Source organism: Haloarcula quadrata (assembly GCF_003634715.1).
Taxonomy (GTDB): Archaea; Halobacteriota; Halobacteria; order Halobacteriales; family Haloarculaceae; genus Haloarcula; species Haloarcula marismortui.
In genome coordinates this window covers 2,221,254-2,235,965 of record NZ_RBWW01000001.1, presented here as the reverse complement: position 1 = coordinate 2,235,965, position 14,712 = coordinate 2,221,254, and the positions used below count along the sequence as shown (strand labels likewise).

Genomic DNA, 14,712 nt, shown 5'->3' with positions numbered 1-14,712 from the left:
GTGGCGCGTCCTGAGCTTCGGTCGAGACACCAAATGGGCGATCAAGTCGACTAATAGATACGCTACATCCTGCCGTCGCGCTCCTCCCAATTGCTGAATAAGCCATGTCAGTGTGTGCGAGATGGAACTCACCACCTCAGGTGGCGAATTCCTTCAGTTCGTTACAGCCGGCAGTGCGGGCAAATGAATGCTGAAGACTGCATACACAGTGCAAGTCTGTCAAGGCTTTTGAAGAGACGACAGGTCGAGAGCAATTGGGTCACTCCGGAGTTTGTCGATTCGGATAATCGCCTACCGTATCGCCAGAAGGTAGCCACCGAATGCGGGTAACCAGATGATGATAGGATAGACGACCCAGCGTTCGATTCCACCCGGTCCGAGTGGCTCAACTGGACTGGGGCCACCGACGAGCAATCCGTAGACGAAGACACTGACAAGAACCAGCAGAGAGATACCACCGAAGAGGCCACAGAGGAACGAGAACGGTCTAGAAACGACCTGAGAAGAGAGAACGACAGTGATACCGCCGCTAAAGAAGGTGAGAAGAGCAAATATCCCGTGCCACGGTGTCACATTCCCTGGAAAAACGCCGACGCCGAACGCAGCGAACCCAAATACTGCGAGTGCGAGTGGGAACCCACGTCGGTCCATCGTCCGGTAGAGAAAGTATGCCGAGAGGAGTACCATCGCCCCCGTTACCAGCATCGTTGTGTTGAAGATTGTCGCAGACGGTTCGTGAATCACGGGGTTCGGTGGGCGGGTCGATCCCAGATCACTGATGTCCTGTCTCGTCGAATAGTTTGGGTAGAGGACCTCAGCGGTAATTATCCCCATGAAGCCAATGAACCCGGCCAACGTCAGACTAAATCCTGCCCCCGACGATTCGGAAAATCCGAGTTGAGACAGGAGACGGTCACTATTCGTCATTATTCGTCTGAATTTCTCCCAACATGTATGAAATGGTTGACTTTTTTACCCCTCGGTGCTGACTTCGCGCGCTTCATTAGGCCGGACCCTTGCCAGACACGAGACTGCTCCCAGAGACAGTGAGGTACCCAACACGAGCGGCGCCAATGGCCCTATTGGTGCTTAGTTTTCTCGCCGTGTTCTATGTAGATGTACGCAAATCACCAGACGATACTACTCCAATTCAGGACCCATCAATGATTGAACGGAAAGGAACTACATTGCGTTCATCAGCAGAACCAGCCCACCGCTGTCGGGCGGTTAGAACTACAAAATCCGATACGGGCGCTGAGGGATTTTCACCCGACTGCGAGACTCGCTCTCGCTCGTCTCGTGTGGTTCAAATCCTTCAGTTTACCGTGGCAGCCGCTCGCGAATTTGCTCGCGGCAGAACACGGGCGCTGAGGGATTTGAACCCCCGACGGTTTGGTCCGAAGCCAAGCACTCTGTCCAAGCTGAGCTAAGCGCCCTACGTACAATGATATGATGGTGTTATGGTTTAAACCAACCGGTTCCGCCGCGCGATGGTACCGCAGTCAGGGGATTACTCTGAAACCGCTTCAGCTGTGTCGCTATCAGTGTCTGTGGCGACATCGGCCACGATCGCGTCTGTATCGACACCCCGTTCTTCGGCGAGTGCCTCGATGAGCGCGCGCTGTTCGGCCAGTTCCTGCTCCATTCCATCGACGCGAGTATTCGTCTCGTCGACAGTGCTCCGTAGGTCCTCGAGCTGTGTCTTCAGCTCGTTGACCTTCTTGTAGAGATCCTCGGCGATGTCGGCGACCTTCTGTATCTTTTTCGCGGTGGAGCCCAGTCCCATGGCCTCGGCTACGGCGAGCCGACATTTCCTCGTTTCGCTCGAACGTCGCTGTTAAGACGCCGCCGGACCGAGCGGCGATATGGACGACTTGCGGCTCGCTCCGACTGTCGGCATCGTCGGGTGCGTTCTGTATCTGCTTGTACTTGCGGTCCCGTACGGCCTCGTCGAAACGGCGAGTGCCGTCGGGGCGTACTACAGTTCGGGGGCGCTCTCCCCGCTGCTGCCAGGCGTATTCGCGCTTGTTTGCATTATTGTGCTGGCGGCCGGCCGCGAGGGACGGTCGGATCCGAGTGTCGCGGCGGGCGCGAGCATCGGCATGGGCGTATTCATCGTCGCCCTCAGTGTCTTCTGGGCGGTCACCGTCCCCGAGAGTCTCGTGCTGGGACTGACTGAGTCGACGTTGATGGAGCACCACCGCTGGGGCGTCGTCATCGCGGGCCTCCTCATCCCGCTTGGTGGGACATGGTTCGCGCGGGCGCTGGACCTGCTGTAGGCCGGTCTGTCCACCGGCGCGTCGTCCAGCGGTCTGTGGGCGCATCCGAAAGGCCCTTATGGGGCGGCGGCGGACTTTCAGATGGACTAGGTCGGGGGGCTAGGCCCCCCTCCTTGCCCGCACTGTGGTCTTGAGCGGGGACCGAACACCGGGGGCGTCCGGTCTGACGGACGTGGACCCCGTGAGCTAACGTGGAAGCCTCGTCCCACGGGGACGGCGGTCCGCGTGGTCGCACCTGCAGGGGTGCGCCCACGTGGTTAAACGATGGCACTCCGCCAGGCACGGAAGTGAGCAGCGGACCATCGAACACCCGTCGCTCGTGGGGTCGCGGGGTGGAGGAGGCAAACGGGATTACCCGCGTCCGAACGCCGGGCTATCCTGGCTGTCCGTTCCATTCATACCTACAGTCACTACCCGTGAACAGTCGTACTGGACGCGTTTTTGCGGAGCTCTCTCAGTACACTGTACGCGAAAGGACGATACTTGGGTGTAAATAGTGGCATTTCGTCTATAAAAATCTGATATAGATAATATATCTCACCATATATCCAGAATATAGAGACAAATATAGGTATATAGAACAGTAATTTGCCTACTTATTTGTATAAAAGGGGCTGCTTTTCAGCCTGTCGTCGTCAATATCTGGAATGCTTAACTGATTTCGTCCATCCGACGGCTATCGGTGGCGACACTTGAGACTACGGCAACTCGCCGGCGCTGTCGTCGGCATTCCACGCCTGTAATTCTTTCCGGCGGATCTTCCCGCTTGTCGTCTGTGGCAGCGCATCAGCGAACTCGATCTCGCGGGGGTATTCGTACTCGGCAAGGTGCTCTCTGACGATAGATCGGATTTCTGACCGGAGCGTCTCGTGGGCCGGCGCATCGGCCGATGCTTCCACGTACGCTTTGATGATTTCGCCCCGGGTGTCGTCCGGGACACCGATGACGCCCGCCTGAACTGCGTCGGGGTGTTCGAGAATCGCGCTCTCGACCTCCATCGGCCCGACGCGGTAGCCACTGGTGATGATAACGTCGTCTTTGCGCGATTTGAACCAGACGTAGCCGTCGGCGTCCTGTCGTGCCAAGTCGCCGGTAACGAACCAGCCGTCGACCTCTTTGGCCGCCGTCTTCTCCGGCATGTTCCAGTACTCGTCGAAGAACACCGAGCGGTCGTGCGGTCGCACCGCTATCTCGCCGAGTTCGCCGGTCGAGAGCGGCGCAGCAACGCCGCGGTCGGCGGCGTCGGGGTCCAGAATCGCCAGGTCATACCCCGGTAACGGCTTGCCCATGCTGCTGGGCTGTGTGTCGAACCAGTTCGAGTTGTTGGCGACAACGAGATTCAGTTCTGTCTGGCCGTAAAACTCGTTGATGGTGACCGAGTCGAACGTCTCCGCCACCCAGTCGACGATTTCCGGGGTCAACGACTCGCCGCCGACGGCAAACGTCTCGATGGCGAGGTCGTACGTCGTTGTCGGGTCCTCGATATCCATCAGCATTCGGAGGGCGGTGGCCGGCATGAACGACCGGGTGATATCGAACTCGGACAGCAGGTCGAACGCCGCCTCGGCCTCGAACCCTGAGGCGGGATAGCCGACGATGGTTCCACCGTGATGCCACGTCGCAAAGAGTGTCCCGCCGAGGGCCGCGCCCCAGGCCCAGTCCGCGGGCGTCCAGACTGTCGCGTCCGGTCCCAGCCCTTGGTCGAAAAAGTTGTACGCGGCTGCGGCTCGTCCGAGCCACAGTGCGTGTGAGTGCCGGACGCCTTTCGGCGGTCCCGTCGACCCGCTCGTGTACAGTATCGCCGTGTCAGTGTCCGGCGTGGAGTCGTAGGGTTCGATGTCGGTGTTTTCCGGCGCAGCAAGCATATCGCCGAAGGCGTGGACATCACCAGCCGGTGCGTCAGTTTCGATTTCGAGGACGTGCTCTAGCGTCGGACAGTCCTCGCGTATCGCGTCGATATCATCGCGCACGGTCGGGTCGATAACGGCGACGGTCGCGCCAGCGTCGTCCAGCCGGTACTGGAGCGCGTCCGTCCCGAACAGGACCGTCAACGGCACCGAGACGGCCCCGAGCTTCCAGTTCGCCAGGTGCGTTATTGGGTTCTGTGGCTTCTGTGGCACGACGACGCCGACCCGGTCACCGGCCTCGACGCCGAGACTGGCCAACCCCGCCGCGAGTCTGTCCGATAGCTCGTCCAGTTCGCGGAAGGTGTACTGCTCGCGCTGTCCGTCAGGATATGCCTGTTCGAGCGCCACCCTGTCGGGGCCCTCGTGTTTTTGCAGAAAATCGACCGCCGGATTGTACGACGACGGAAGGTCCCAGCTGAACTGCTCGTGGGCCTCGTCGTACCCCTCGAAGTCCGGCATCACTGTCCAGACCATGGCAGACCGGTCGTCTGGGTGGCTGTTGCGTCTTTCGGTCGAACCACCGTCGCCACACCCGAGCCGGCAGAACTTTCCGTCTTCCCCTCCCGACTTCACCGTGGACTCTACCGACATTCGGGACGAGTGGGCCGAGCGGTCCGGCGAATACTCTCCCGCGTATTATGCCTACTATGGAGCGGACGAGACGAGTGAGCTGGTGCAGTCAATACTCGCAGAGCATGTCGAGCAGGACGCGGCTGTGCTGGAGGTTGGCTGCAGCTCCGGGCGGCACCTCGCTGCACTAGCTGAAGCTGGCTACTCGGATTTGACCGGCGTCGATATCAACGGCGATGCGTTAGATGTCCTTGCTGAGACGTACCCCGACCTCGCAGCCACCGGCTCGTTTCACGCCATGGCTATTGAGGAGTTCGTCACAGATGTCGCGGACGACACGTACGATGTCGTTTTTTCCGTCGAAACACTGCAACATCTCCACCCAGATGTCGACTGGGCGTTCGAAGAACTGGCACGGATCGTAGGTGACCTGCTGATTACCGTCGAGAACGAAGGCGGCGACCCGGGTGAAGTAAACTACGTCGATGACAACGTCCCGCTGTATTACCGGGACTGGAATGCGGTGTTCACAGACTGTGGACTTACCGAGGTCGATTCAATAGACGGAAAGCGGGATACTGTTCGCATCTTTCAGGTACCTGAGTAGGCCGTAGTGAAAGTAGGTTTGTATAGGGCGCTATTGAGGTGGGAAACTGATATAGATACATATATGCTCGAAGTTGAGTGGCAAAAATCTGAATGTGGCGGTAAACATGCAGGTGGTGCTTGGAAAGCTCATGTGCAAATTTAGAGGTGTCTGTGGCTCATTAGAAATGCATATTGAACGGATGGTGACAGAGCGGAGTCTCGTTGATATTATATTGATATTAGTCCGATAACTGTGTATCAGATAGGAACTGAACTACTGAACGGCGGTGTTACACGGAACCGTTCTAGTATCATCACTCTCCGCTGTAGAAGTGGGCTTGGGAGCGGTGAGTATGTGTCTCACCACACACTCACTGGGATACCAGAATAACGTCTGTACGCCTGTCATTCGTAGTGTTCCGTATTGCTGAACGGCAGTTCGCCCGATTGGGAATGGGTTGCCGGTCGACGGTAGTGCTCTCGCGACAGGCAAGAAGCATACCGTTGCCAGCACAAGATTCATGTATTGTTGCAGTTTGCAACTCTGTATGAGGTACTACCAGCTACGTGACGGGAACTCACAGCGGTTAGCGGTCGAAACTGGGGACGGTGTGTACGATTTGACCAGCGTCAAACCGCAGCTTCGAACGCTCCGTGACCTCCTCAAATCGGCCTCGATTGCGGATACCGCACCGGACGAACTCAGCGCCCGCCACCTCGATGCCGCTGAGGCAGTGTCCGAACAACGACTCGAAGCCACTGCTACCGATCCCGTCACTGCCGACGAAGTCTGGGCCGCTGGCGTCACGTACCAGATCAGTGAAGAAGCGCGGACAGAGGAAAGCGGCACGCCGGAGATGTACCTTGACGTGTACGATGCGGAGCGGCCGGAGATCTTTTTCAAATCGACGCCCACTCGGACTGTCGGCCCCGACGAAGCGGTCGGCATCCGAGCCGACTCAGACTGGGACGTGCCCGAGCCAGAGCTTGCAATCGTTCTCTACGAGGGCGACATCGTCGGCTACACTGTCGGCAACGACATGAGCAGTCGGTCTATCGAGGGAGAAAACCCGCTGTACCTCCCGCAGGCCAAGGTGTACGACCGCTGTTGTTCGGTCGGCCCAGCCGTCGTCACGGACATCGAAGACCCGCACTCGCTGGCACTTTCGATGTCGATTCACCGCGATGGTGACCGTGTCTACCACGGAGAGACCAACACCAGCGAGATGAAACGCACCTGTGAGGAACTCGTCTCGTACTACACCGCGCACAACGCAGTCCCCGAGCTGTCAGTGCTACTTACCGGGACCTCGCTCGTTCCCGACGACGATTTTACGCTGCAAGAGGGAGATCAAGTCAGCATCAACATTGAGTCCATCGGAACACTGAACAATTCGGTTACAGTCGTGTGAAAGGCTATCGGACCGGGGCGGTCTGGTAACCGCTTCGCAGAGGGTTTCACACTGTGATACCGTGCTCGGCTCTCGACTGGTTTCGATTGCGTGCCTGTGTGTCGGTCTGGCGGGGATTTGCGCCGACGGAATTATTACAGCCCTCCATCTGAATGCACGCTCCACGGATATGTCTACCTGCGACAATCGATCAGGGCGTACGTGTCAGTTTGCGGTGATTTGCTATCGATATGCCGTGAGAAAACCAGTGTGCCGTCGAGGCCGCCGCTCTGTCCCAGATGTTTGAACAACTGTTTAGTACGAGGGGATACATGGCCGAGTATGGCAAAAACCGCTCAAAACCCAGTCAAATCCGCCGAGACGACGTTCGAGGTGCTCGACGCACTGAAAGATCTCGACGGAGCCGGTGTCACCGAACTGGCCCAGCACCTTGACATCCCAAAGAGTACCGTTCACAACTACCTGAGCACGCTGGAACAGGAAGAATACGTTGTCAACAGAGACGGTGTGTATGAGGTTGGGCTTCGGTTCCTAGAGCTGGGAGCGTACGCCCGCCACCGGCAGAAACTGTTCGAGATTGCAAAGCCAGAGGTTGACCGGCTGGCCGAAGAAACCGGCGAGCTCGCGAATATTCTCGTCGAAGAACACGGCCGCGGGTCGTACCTGTACCGTGCTCGGGGAGACAAAGCCGTGCAGGTCAAAGCCCACGTCGGAACACGCGTTCCGCTTCATACGACAGCGCTGGGAAAAGCGATTCTCGCACACATGCCGACCGAACGGGTTGATGCGATCGTCGACCGCCACGGACTCGGCGGGGAGGCCAGCAAGTCGATCAGTAGCAGAGCGGCACTGGAGCAAGAGCTAGCGGACGTCCGAGAGCGCGGCGTCGCCTTCGATGATGAAGAGCGTCTCGAAGGACTCCGCTGTGTCGCTGCCCCGGTGCTCAACCACGATACCGAAATTATCGGTGCGATCAGCGTTTCGGGCCCGACAAATCGGTTCCGAGGCGATCGATTCCGCGAAGAATTCCCACAGAAAGTACTGGAAGTCGCCAACGTTATCGAGCTGAACGTTACCTATTCATAGCAGCGGTGTTCAGAAGCGGTGAACGGTATTACAGTCTTGTGGTAGTGATACCTGAACAGCCCATTTTCGACAGTAGCGCTGTATTCGGGCAGCGTTTGCAGCACGCATTGGATCCACGACGCGCATGAGTTCCTGCTTGCATTCGATAACCGCCAGTTCATAGCTCTGGCTGCTGAACGGTGTCCATACCCGATTCATGATGAGTGAACGGCTTTCCAACGCTATCTTACACTGTTCGATACGAGATACGACCACGACTCCGACACGGTCCCAATCTCAATAATGGATGTACTACTGTTACTCCAGACGAGACACATCGATTATGCGTTTCCTATCACTGGCTGTGCTCGAAATAGTAGCAAAACCCACCGTCGCTATGGCTAATATATCCAAATGTCGATTTTATATACAGCTATGCCTAATATAGACCTAATTCAGGCTCTGAAAAATCGACAGTGCAAAATACGTCGATAGATTTGGGTAGATAGAATTATATTTTGTCAATAATAAGGGTGAGCATGAACTATCCGCCCATATATATTGCTCAGGTAGCCACGCAACAGCAGCTATCGTTCCGGCGGTATCTCCCAACAAATCAGGGGTGCACGGTTACGCGAGGAACTGGACGCCCAGAGCCAGCAGGAACAGTACCACGACCCCGATCGATGACAGTTCGAGCCACCGGGACCGCACGTCTGTGGACCTGATGCTTGCGACGAACAGCGTTCCGACGACGCCGACGACGACCAGTGCCAGATACACTGCGTTAAGCGCTGATGCCATATGATACCATTTCACAGCAGTACAGTAAACACTGGTGGTCGAATCGCCATCCCCACAACGGTAATGAGACCCAATCACATAGTCAGGGGCATGCGCCTCGAACTACGAATCTGTAAACACTGCTACGAGGGAGAGCATGGGAACGACCAAAAGACGGCGGTGACGCAGGACATGGTCGCCTGTGCCGAACAGGTCCGCGAGTACAAGGACCTCATTGGGCTCGATGCGCTCTATATTACGAAGGTGACGGAGGGCGACCCCGGCGGCGCGGAAGCACTGGATGTCATCGTCGCCAGCATCGAGGGCGACCAGGTCGCGCTCTCCGACACACAACTGGTCATGGAGGACGGCGACGGCAACATGCTCGTCTACCCGGAGCCAAAAGACATCCTGCAGGTCCTGACCCGGAACCTGAACCAGATTCAGGAACAGACCCGGCAGGACGTCGATGTCGAGCTGTCGCCGGAAGGACAGGCACTCATCGCGTAGCTGCACGAAAAACGGCCCTCAGTCGGTTCAGTTTTCGCTGTCGTCTGATTCAGGCTGGCCGCCGTCGGTCTGGGGTTCGCCACCGTCGGCCGCGGCCGGCCGCTCGTCTCGTTCTAGCTGTTGTTCCCAGCGGATGCGCAGGACGTTCCCGTACATCGACAGCACGAGCCCGACACCGAGGACGACCATGCCGAGGTTGATACCGATAGTCAACAGAATGCTCGACGGACCGCCGCCAATGGCGAGTTCGCGGGGCACCGGATAGCCCTCGTCGAAGATGCTCCCAATGAGCACGGAAACGATGCCGATGACAGTCATCGCGCCGAAGATCGTCGAGACAGTCCGCCAGGACGGGGACAGCGAGAGGCGTTCGATCCCCGTGGTGTCCGGCTCCTCGTCGTCGTCACCGTGGTGTTCGGGCACCATGCTTCGGGGAATGAACGCCTTCGTCTCGACGGGGTAGAAGGCAGGGTGCATCCCGTGCTCGAAGATGTGGAACATGACCCCCATCAGCATGATAACGCCCAGCAGGCCGTGGAACGTGACGAAGGCCATCGCGGCCGCCTTGGTCTGGAACATCGCGGCGAGGCCGGTCTTGCTCCAGATGAGCAGCCCCGATATCGCCAGCAGGGTCAGCTCGATGGAGAAGATGAACACGACGCCCTTGCCGATGTAGGACAGTAGCGGGACCTCGTCGGCCTTGTAGCCGGCGAACTGCCGCGCGCTCGGGTGTCGTTCGTCGGCTCGACCGAGCACGAACTGGATATCCTGAATGAACGCGTCGACGTCGTCTTTCGCCGGGAGGATTTTCGAGAAGTTGCTCCGGCCGGTCGAGGAGATAAGCTGGAGCGTAATCCAGAAGATGACGAGTGCAACCAGCCCGATGCCGGTGATGCGGTGGATCGCCGTCACGCCTGAGGCCCCGCCCATCAGCGTCAGCATCCACCACAGTTCGTCGTTGAACATGATGGCGTAGCCGGTGAAAAACAGGAGGAACACGTCCAGGCCCAAAAGCGAGTGGAACAGGGTCGTCACGCGCGTGAACTTCCCGTGGTCGAGATTGCTCATGCGCCGTCACCTCCCTGTCCGTCGCCGCGGGCCGGCGAACCACCGTCGGCCGCGACGGCCTCGCTGGTATCCTCACCCGGTTCACGCATCTTGCCTGCCAGACGCTGGAACGCCGCCCAGTGGATGAACACCATCACGAGGATGAACGCGCCGAGGATGACGTCGGCCGCGTGGATGAGCGCGATGAGGAAATCGAGCGCGGGGATGGTGTTGCCGAACACCCAGTCCGCGCCGATACCGCCGCCCTCGACGCTCGGGTTGACCCGGTACAGCGATTCATAGCCGAGTCTGAATCCCTGTGCCCAGAACAGCGCCAGCGCCGCGACAGCGAGGCCGACGACCGCGCTGACGAGCACCGAAACGCGGCTGTAGCCGTTCACCTCCGGGAGGTCTTCTGTGTTCGTCATTGGAACTCACTGGCGTCCTCGCCAAAGATGATGTCCATAGCCACGTCGTTGAAGAACGTGCCGCTGTCCCTGTTGTCCAGTTCGTCCGATATCTGGGCCGGCGTCCCGACCAGGATGGCGTCGGTGGCACACTCCTCGGCGCAGGCCGGCCCCTTGCCGACATCTTGACGTTCCTCGCACATGGTACACTTGTCCATGTTGCCACCGCTGCCGACGAGGTTGGCGACCCCGCTGTCCTCGTCGGGGAACTGTGGCGCGCCGAACGGACACGCCGAGAGGCAGTACTGGCAACCGATACAGAGGTCGTCACGGACCCGCACGAAGCCATTCTCCTTCGAGATGAGCGAGTCGGTCGGACACACCGAGACGCACGGCGCGTTCGAACAGTGATAGCACTGCATCGGGACTGCTGTCTCGCCGGGTGACTCACCTTGGCCTATCGCCTGGCCGCTGCTGGCGTTGAGCCCCGATGCGGCTTCCTGGCCTTCGAGCATCGTCGCGATACTGATTCGCTGTTCGTCCCGTGGGACGTCCCACGTACGCTTACAGGAGACAACACAGCCACCACAGTCGATACACGCCTCAACATCCGGGAAGATGCGCGCATCCTCGCCGGTACTCATCACGCCGTCGTGCATCACTTCATTGCCTGTTGACATACTAGCTCACCTCATTGCACCGTCGAGTTGTCGCGGACATCGAAGTCCTTCTGCGTCCCGACGTCGTTCACGTCCTGCGGGAAGTCAAAGTCGAGGTCCACGTCAATATTGTACCGGTCCAGTACCTCCGGCGTCGCCGGGTTGACCGCGACCATCGATACTTTCGTCTCCTGCATCTGGGTTTCAACGTCGTAGCCGCGAGACGTGATGGCGTTCGCTGAGTCCCCGATAGCGTAGGGAACGTGCCCGTCAGGGTACTTGTCCTCCAGACTCTCGCCTTTGAACACGCCGCCCCAGTGGTACGGCAGGAACACTTCTCGGTCGTTCGGCCGGTCCGTCACGCGGGCTTTCACCAGCACGGAACCGCGGTCCGTCGAGGAGATGACGACGAGGTCGCCGCCGTCAATGCCGAGTTCTTCCGCCTTGTTCGGCGTTATCTCAGCGTACATATGCGGCTGGAGGTCGGCGGTGTGGATGTTGTTCCGCGTCTCCGCACCACCGCCCTGATGTTCGACCTGCCGACCGCTGGTCATGATCATGTCCAGATCAGGCCCGTCGTCCTGATTGTGGATGATGTTCGTGGCCTGTTCCTGCTCCTCGAGGTTGTTCTGGTCGAGCCGATAGAAGTTCGTCTGCTGGCCGTTCGCCGGCCACTCGTTCAGTAGTTCCGTGTCCGGCCCCTCGATGGGTTCGCGGTGGACCGGCACCTTGTCGAGGAAGCTCCAGACGACGGCCCGCGCCCGGCCGCGCCCGGTCGGCGCGTCGGGCTGTTTGAAGTCGTATTGCTCGTAGAACTCGGGGTCGACGCCTTCCCCGATCATCGTTTCGAGGTACTCGTCGAACACTGCACTCCCGGTGTCAGGGTCGTTCAGCGCCTGCGCGGCGGTGTACACAGACTCCTGATTGTCGAGCGCGTACTGCTGTGGGATGGTGAGTTCGTCCGGCTGGACCTCCTGATTCGGATCGATGAGGCTCTGTGGCGGCGTCACCTTCCAGCCAGGGTACTCCGGGATGCCGTGGATCATGCCGTCCGCAGCCGTGTCGTCGTCGTCGGCCCATGCGGGGTTGTACGGTGCCCGGGTCAGGTCCAGCGCCTCCTCCTGGCTGTCGTAGCGGTCGCCGACAGCGTCGAGCGTCTCCTGCATCGGGTAGTCGTCGTCTGTCGGCATATCGGCCCAGTCTTCAGGCGTGGGTGCCGAGACGCCCCAGCGGGTCCGGAAGTCCTGGCCCCCGTTGTTGGGGTCCAGATCGTCGTTCCAGATAATCGGCGTCCCCGGATGGTCTTCGCCCCAGCAGGGCCAGGGGAGCATCCAGTATTCGCCCGCGACAGGCGTTCCTTCGGCTCCTTTGAGGTCCTCGTTGGAGAACGCGTAGTCGTACTCCAGATGTTGCTGGAGCCGTTCGGGCGTCTGCCGGTAGCCGATGGTGTTCGTCCCGAGGTTGAACTCGCGGACGACGCCCTCGTATGAGGACTTGCCATTGTATAGCTCCGAGCCCGCGCCCCAGTCGAAGTGTTCGCCAAAGCCTAGATAGCCAGCCAGTTCCTGCATGATCTGGAGGTCCGGCTTGGAGTTGTGTGCCGGCGAGCGGACCGGTTCGGACCACTGGACCGACCGGTTCGTGTTGGTCAGCGACCGGTAGTGCTCGTACTGGCTAGACGCCGGCAACAGCAGTACCGGCGGTCCGTCCTCGTAATCCGGCAGGACGCTCGCGACGGAGGGGAACACGTCGACGACGACCAGCAGGTCGAGGTTCTCCATCCCCTCTTTCATCTGCTCCATCTCGCTGATAGAGTTCGCCGAGTGCCCCCAGAAGACCGCGATTTTCGTCTGGTCGGGCTGGTAGATCGGTGTTTCCTGATACCGGTCTTCCTGATCAAGCGCCGATTCGAACCAGCGGGCCACGGTCAGCCCGTTCTGGAACATCATCGAGTTCTCCGCCGGGTTGTTCGGCCCGTGGGCGGTGTTCGGCGGCAGCGAATCCGCGTCCTCACTCCCTTCGTAGGTCGGACTCTGGCGGACGTACTTCTCCGGCGACATCAGCTCGAACCGGTTGTACATATCCGCAAACGACGTGTCGCCGCTGGTCTCGGGCGTCCGGTCCCAGATTTCAGCCCACCACGACCAGCCACCCGGTGACAGACCGTAATACCCCGGCAGGATGTGGCTAGCGACCGCAAGGTCGGTCGCTCCCTGAACGTTCGCGTGTCCGCGCATGACCTGCAGCCCGCCACCGCTCCGGGCCGCACTCCCGGAGGCGAGGCTCGCCACCGCGTACGAGCGGATGTTCTGGGTCCCGTTGTTGTGCTGTGTCCCGCCCATCGCCCACTCGATCTGGACGTGTGGTCGGGCCTCGTCGATCATGTCGGCGATGCGCTCTATGTCCTCGGCGGACACCCACGTGATTTCCTCGACCGTCTCCTTGTCGTACTCGTCGAGTTCCGCGTCGACGTCTTCCCAGCCCTGGACGCGGTCAGTGAGCATATTCTGCCCAGTTTCGTCCGCGTCGGGGTCCATCGCGAGCCCGTGCTTGTCACGGAGCTCCTTGATGATGCCCATCATCAGAGCCACGTCGGTGCCCGGACGGAACCGCATGAACTCGTCGGCGTGAGCCGATGTCTTCGTGAACCGCGGGTCCAGATTGAGGATGGTTCCGCCCCGTTTCTGCCCTTCGAGAATGTGCTGCATCGCGATGGGGTGTGCCTCAGCCGGGTTCTGGCCGATGATGATGTTCAGGTCGAAGTTCCGGTAGTCCTGAACGGTGTTTGTCATCGCGCCGTAGCCCCAAGTGTTTGCCAGTCCCGTGACTGTCGTAGAGTGACAGATACGGGCCTGGTGGTCGATGTTGTTCGTACCCATAAACGCCGCCAGCTTCCTGATGGCGTAGGCCTCCTCGTTGGAGTGATGGGCGCTGCCGAGCAACATCACGCTCTCGCGACTGTGCTCCGCGTCGACGTCGACAGCCTCGTCCGGAGAGGTGTCGTCGTCGGGCCACAGGGCCCGGATGTCTGTCGCCAGACGGTCGTACGTTTCGTTCCACCCGAGTTTGCGCCACTCTCCGTCCTCCTGTATCATCGGGTGTTTGAGACGCTTCTCGGAGTGTTCGGTCTCGTATATGCCGGCCCCTTTCGAGCAGAGCGACCCGGCATTTATTGGGTGTTCATGCCACGGCTCCATGCCGACGAAGGAATTACCCTCCCGCTCACCACGGAAGCCACAGCCCACCGAGCAGTAGTTGCAGATCGTCTTGGTCAGTTCGGTGTCCGTATCTGTCCCGTCCGTTTCCTCGCCGTCCTCCTGAAGTGCCCGACCAGCGCCGCTGACGCCAAGGGCGACCCCGCCCGCGAGGGCGCTCGCCTTCATGAACGAGCGCCGGTCGAGATCCAGTGAGACTGGTTCCTGTTGTGTACTCATGGTGACTGGTGCCCACCCATCACCGATGCTGTCCGTGTTTGCCACGCAATC

13 protein-coding genes, 1 tRNA gene and 1 other RNA gene are annotated in these 14,712 nt (G+C 59.6%); 6 read left to right on the top strand and 9 right to left on the bottom strand.

Annotation, left to right across the window (positions count from 1 at the left end):
• Window positions 1-291: 291 nt before the first annotated feature.
• The 3 genes from BDK61_RS11360 to BDK61_RS11350 all read right to left on the bottom strand — a co-directional run bounded on the left by BDK61_RS11360 (window position 292) and on the right by BDK61_RS11350 (window position 1,786).
• Window positions 292-834, bottom strand: a complete 543-nt coding sequence (locus tag BDK61_RS11360) for a DUF998 domain-containing protein (protein ID WP_229380431.1) — start codon at window positions 832-834, stop codon at window positions 292-294.
• Window positions 835-1,361: 527 nt separating this feature from the next.
• Window positions 1,362-1,436, bottom strand: a tRNA-Arg gene (locus tag BDK61_RS11355).
• A gap of 74 nt (window positions 1,437-1,510) precedes the next feature.
• Window positions 1,511-1,786, bottom strand: coding sequence for a DUF5798 family protein (locus tag BDK61_RS11350; protein ID WP_004956884.1), 276 nt, complete (start codon window positions 1,784-1,786; stop codon window positions 1,511-1,513).
• Window positions 1,787-1,865: 79 nt separating this feature from the next.
• On the opposite strand from BDK61_RS11350, the gene BDK61_RS11345 reads away from it, so the two are divergent.
• On the top strand, window positions 1,866-2,279 hold the full coding sequence (locus BDK61_RS11345) for a DUF7548 family protein (protein WP_121303278.1): 414 nt from the start codon (window positions 1,866-1,868) through the stop codon (window positions 2,277-2,279).
• Between the two features lie 79 nt (window positions 2,280-2,358).
• Window positions 2,359-2,671, top strand: an RNA gene (gene ffs / locus BDK61_RS11340) — signal recognition particle sRNA.
• Window positions 2,672-2,977: 306 nt separating this feature from the next.
• Here the strand turns inward: ffs and BDK61_RS11335 are convergent.
• Complete coding sequence (locus BDK61_RS11335) at window positions 2,978-4,660, bottom strand: acyl-CoA synthetase (RefSeq protein WP_121303277.1); 1,683 nt, start codon at window positions 4,658-4,660, stop codon at window positions 2,978-2,980.
• Between the two features lie 100 nt (window positions 4,661-4,760).
• Between BDK61_RS11335 and BDK61_RS11330 the strand changes: the two genes are divergently transcribed.
• From BDK61_RS11330 to BDK61_RS11320, 3 genes are all read left to right on the top strand, one after another.
• A complete protein-coding gene (locus tag BDK61_RS11330) occupies window positions 4,761-5,363 on the top strand; it encodes a class I SAM-dependent methyltransferase (protein ID WP_121303276.1) in 603 nt (200 codons plus the stop codon).
• A 529-nt stretch (window positions 5,364-5,892) separates the two neighbouring features.
• The gene (locus tag BDK61_RS11325) at window positions 5,893-6,756 is read left to right on the top strand and encodes a fumarylacetoacetate hydrolase family protein (protein WP_121303275.1); all 864 of its coding nucleotides are present in this window, start codon (window positions 5,893-5,895) and stop codon (window positions 6,754-6,756) included.
• Window positions 6,757-7,077: 321 nt separating this feature from the next.
• The gene (locus BDK61_RS11320) at window positions 7,078-7,842 is read left to right on the top strand and encodes an IclR family transcriptional regulator (protein WP_004956872.1); all 765 of its coding nucleotides are present in this window, start codon (window positions 7,078-7,080) and stop codon (window positions 7,840-7,842) included.
• Window positions 7,843-8,451: 609 nt separating this feature from the next.
• On the opposite strand, the gene BDK61_RS23440 is transcribed toward BDK61_RS11320, so the two are convergent.
• On the bottom strand, window positions 8,452-8,625 hold the full coding sequence (locus tag BDK61_RS23440) for a hypothetical protein (RefSeq protein ID WP_167467378.1): 174 nt from the start codon (window positions 8,623-8,625) through the stop codon (window positions 8,452-8,454).
• A 90-nt stretch (window positions 8,626-8,715) separates the two neighbouring features.
• On the opposite strand from BDK61_RS23440, the gene BDK61_RS11315 reads away from it, so the two are divergent.
• Entirely contained in the window at window positions 8,716-9,114 is a 399-nt protein-coding gene (locus BDK61_RS11315; RefSeq protein WP_004956867.1) for a hypothetical protein, read from the top strand.
• A 27-nt stretch (window positions 9,115-9,141) separates the two neighbouring features.
• On the opposite strand, the gene BDK61_RS11310 is transcribed toward BDK61_RS11315, so the two are convergent.
• Genes BDK61_RS11310 through BDK61_RS11295 form a run of 4 tightly spaced genes read right to left on the bottom strand, consistent with a single transcriptional unit; the run spans window position 9,142 to window position 14,661 of the window.
• Window positions 9,142-10,182: a cytochrome b/b6 domain-containing protein gene (locus BDK61_RS11310; protein WP_004956864.1), complete on the bottom strand. Its 1,041-nt coding sequence runs from the start codon at window positions 10,180-10,182 to the stop codon at window positions 9,142-9,144.
• Window positions 10,179-10,589: a hypothetical protein gene (locus BDK61_RS11305; RefSeq protein WP_121303274.1), complete on the bottom strand. Its 411-nt coding sequence runs from the start codon at window positions 10,587-10,589 to the stop codon at window positions 10,179-10,181. Before BDK61_RS11305 ends, BDK61_RS11310 begins: the two co-directional genes overlap by 4 nt.
• On the bottom strand, window positions 10,586-11,248 hold the full coding sequence (locus tag BDK61_RS11300) for a 4Fe-4S dicluster domain-containing protein (protein WP_011223562.1): 663 nt from the start codon (window positions 11,246-11,248) through the stop codon (window positions 10,586-10,588). Before BDK61_RS11300 ends, BDK61_RS11305 begins: the two co-directional genes overlap by 4 nt.
• A gap of 11 nt (window positions 11,249-11,259) precedes the next feature.
• Window positions 11,260-14,661, bottom strand: a complete 3,402-nt coding sequence (locus tag BDK61_RS11295; RefSeq protein ID WP_121303273.1) for a formate dehydrogenase subunit alpha — start codon at window positions 14,659-14,661, stop codon at window positions 11,260-11,262.
• Window positions 14,662-14,712 lie beyond the last annotated feature (51 nt).

Excerpts from the sequence above, each read along its gene's own strand:
- BDK61_RS11360 (WP_229380431.1), bottom strand. The coding sequence starts at position 834 with ATGGGGATAATTACCGCTGAGGTCCTCTACCCAAACTATTCGACGAGA.
- BDK61_RS11350 (WP_004956884.1), bottom strand. The coding sequence starts at position 1,786 with ATGGGACTGGGCTCCACCGCGAAAAAGATACAGAAGGTCGCCGACATC.
- BDK61_RS11345 (WP_121303278.1), top strand. The coding sequence starts at position 1,866 with ATGGACGACTTGCGGCTCGCTCCGACTGTCGGCATCGTCGGGTGCGTT.
- BDK61_RS11335 (WP_121303277.1), bottom strand. The coding sequence starts at position 4,660 with ATGGTCTGGACAGTGATGCCGGACTTCGAGGGGTACGACGAGGCCCAC.
- BDK61_RS11325 (WP_121303275.1), top strand. The coding sequence starts at position 5,893 with ATGAGGTACTACCAGCTACGTGACGGGAACTCACAGCGGTTAGCGGTC.
- BDK61_RS11320 (WP_004956872.1), top strand. The coding sequence starts at position 7,078 with ATGGCAAAAACCGCTCAAAACCCAGTCAAATCCGCCGAGACGACGTTC.
- BDK61_RS23440 (WP_167467378.1), bottom strand. The coding sequence starts at position 8,625 with ATGGCATCAGCGCTTAACGCAGTGTATCTGGCACTGGTCGTCGTCGGC.
- BDK61_RS11315 (WP_004956867.1), top strand. The coding sequence starts at position 8,716 with ATGCGCCTCGAACTACGAATCTGTAAACACTGCTACGAGGGAGAGCAT.
- BDK61_RS11310 (WP_004956864.1), bottom strand. The coding sequence starts at position 10,182 with ATGAGCAATCTCGACCACGGGAAGTTCACGCGCGTGACGACCCTGTTC.
- BDK61_RS11305 (WP_121303274.1), bottom strand. The coding sequence starts at position 10,589 with ATGACGAACACAGAAGACCTCCCGGAGGTGAACGGCTACAGCCGCGTT.
- BDK61_RS11300 (WP_011223562.1), bottom strand. The coding sequence starts at position 11,248 with ATGTCAACAGGCAATGAAGTGATGCACGACGGCGTGATGAGTACCGGC.
- BDK61_RS11295 (WP_121303273.1), bottom strand. The coding sequence starts at position 14,661 with ATGAGTACACAACAGGAACCAGTCTCACTGGATCTCGACCGGCGCTCG.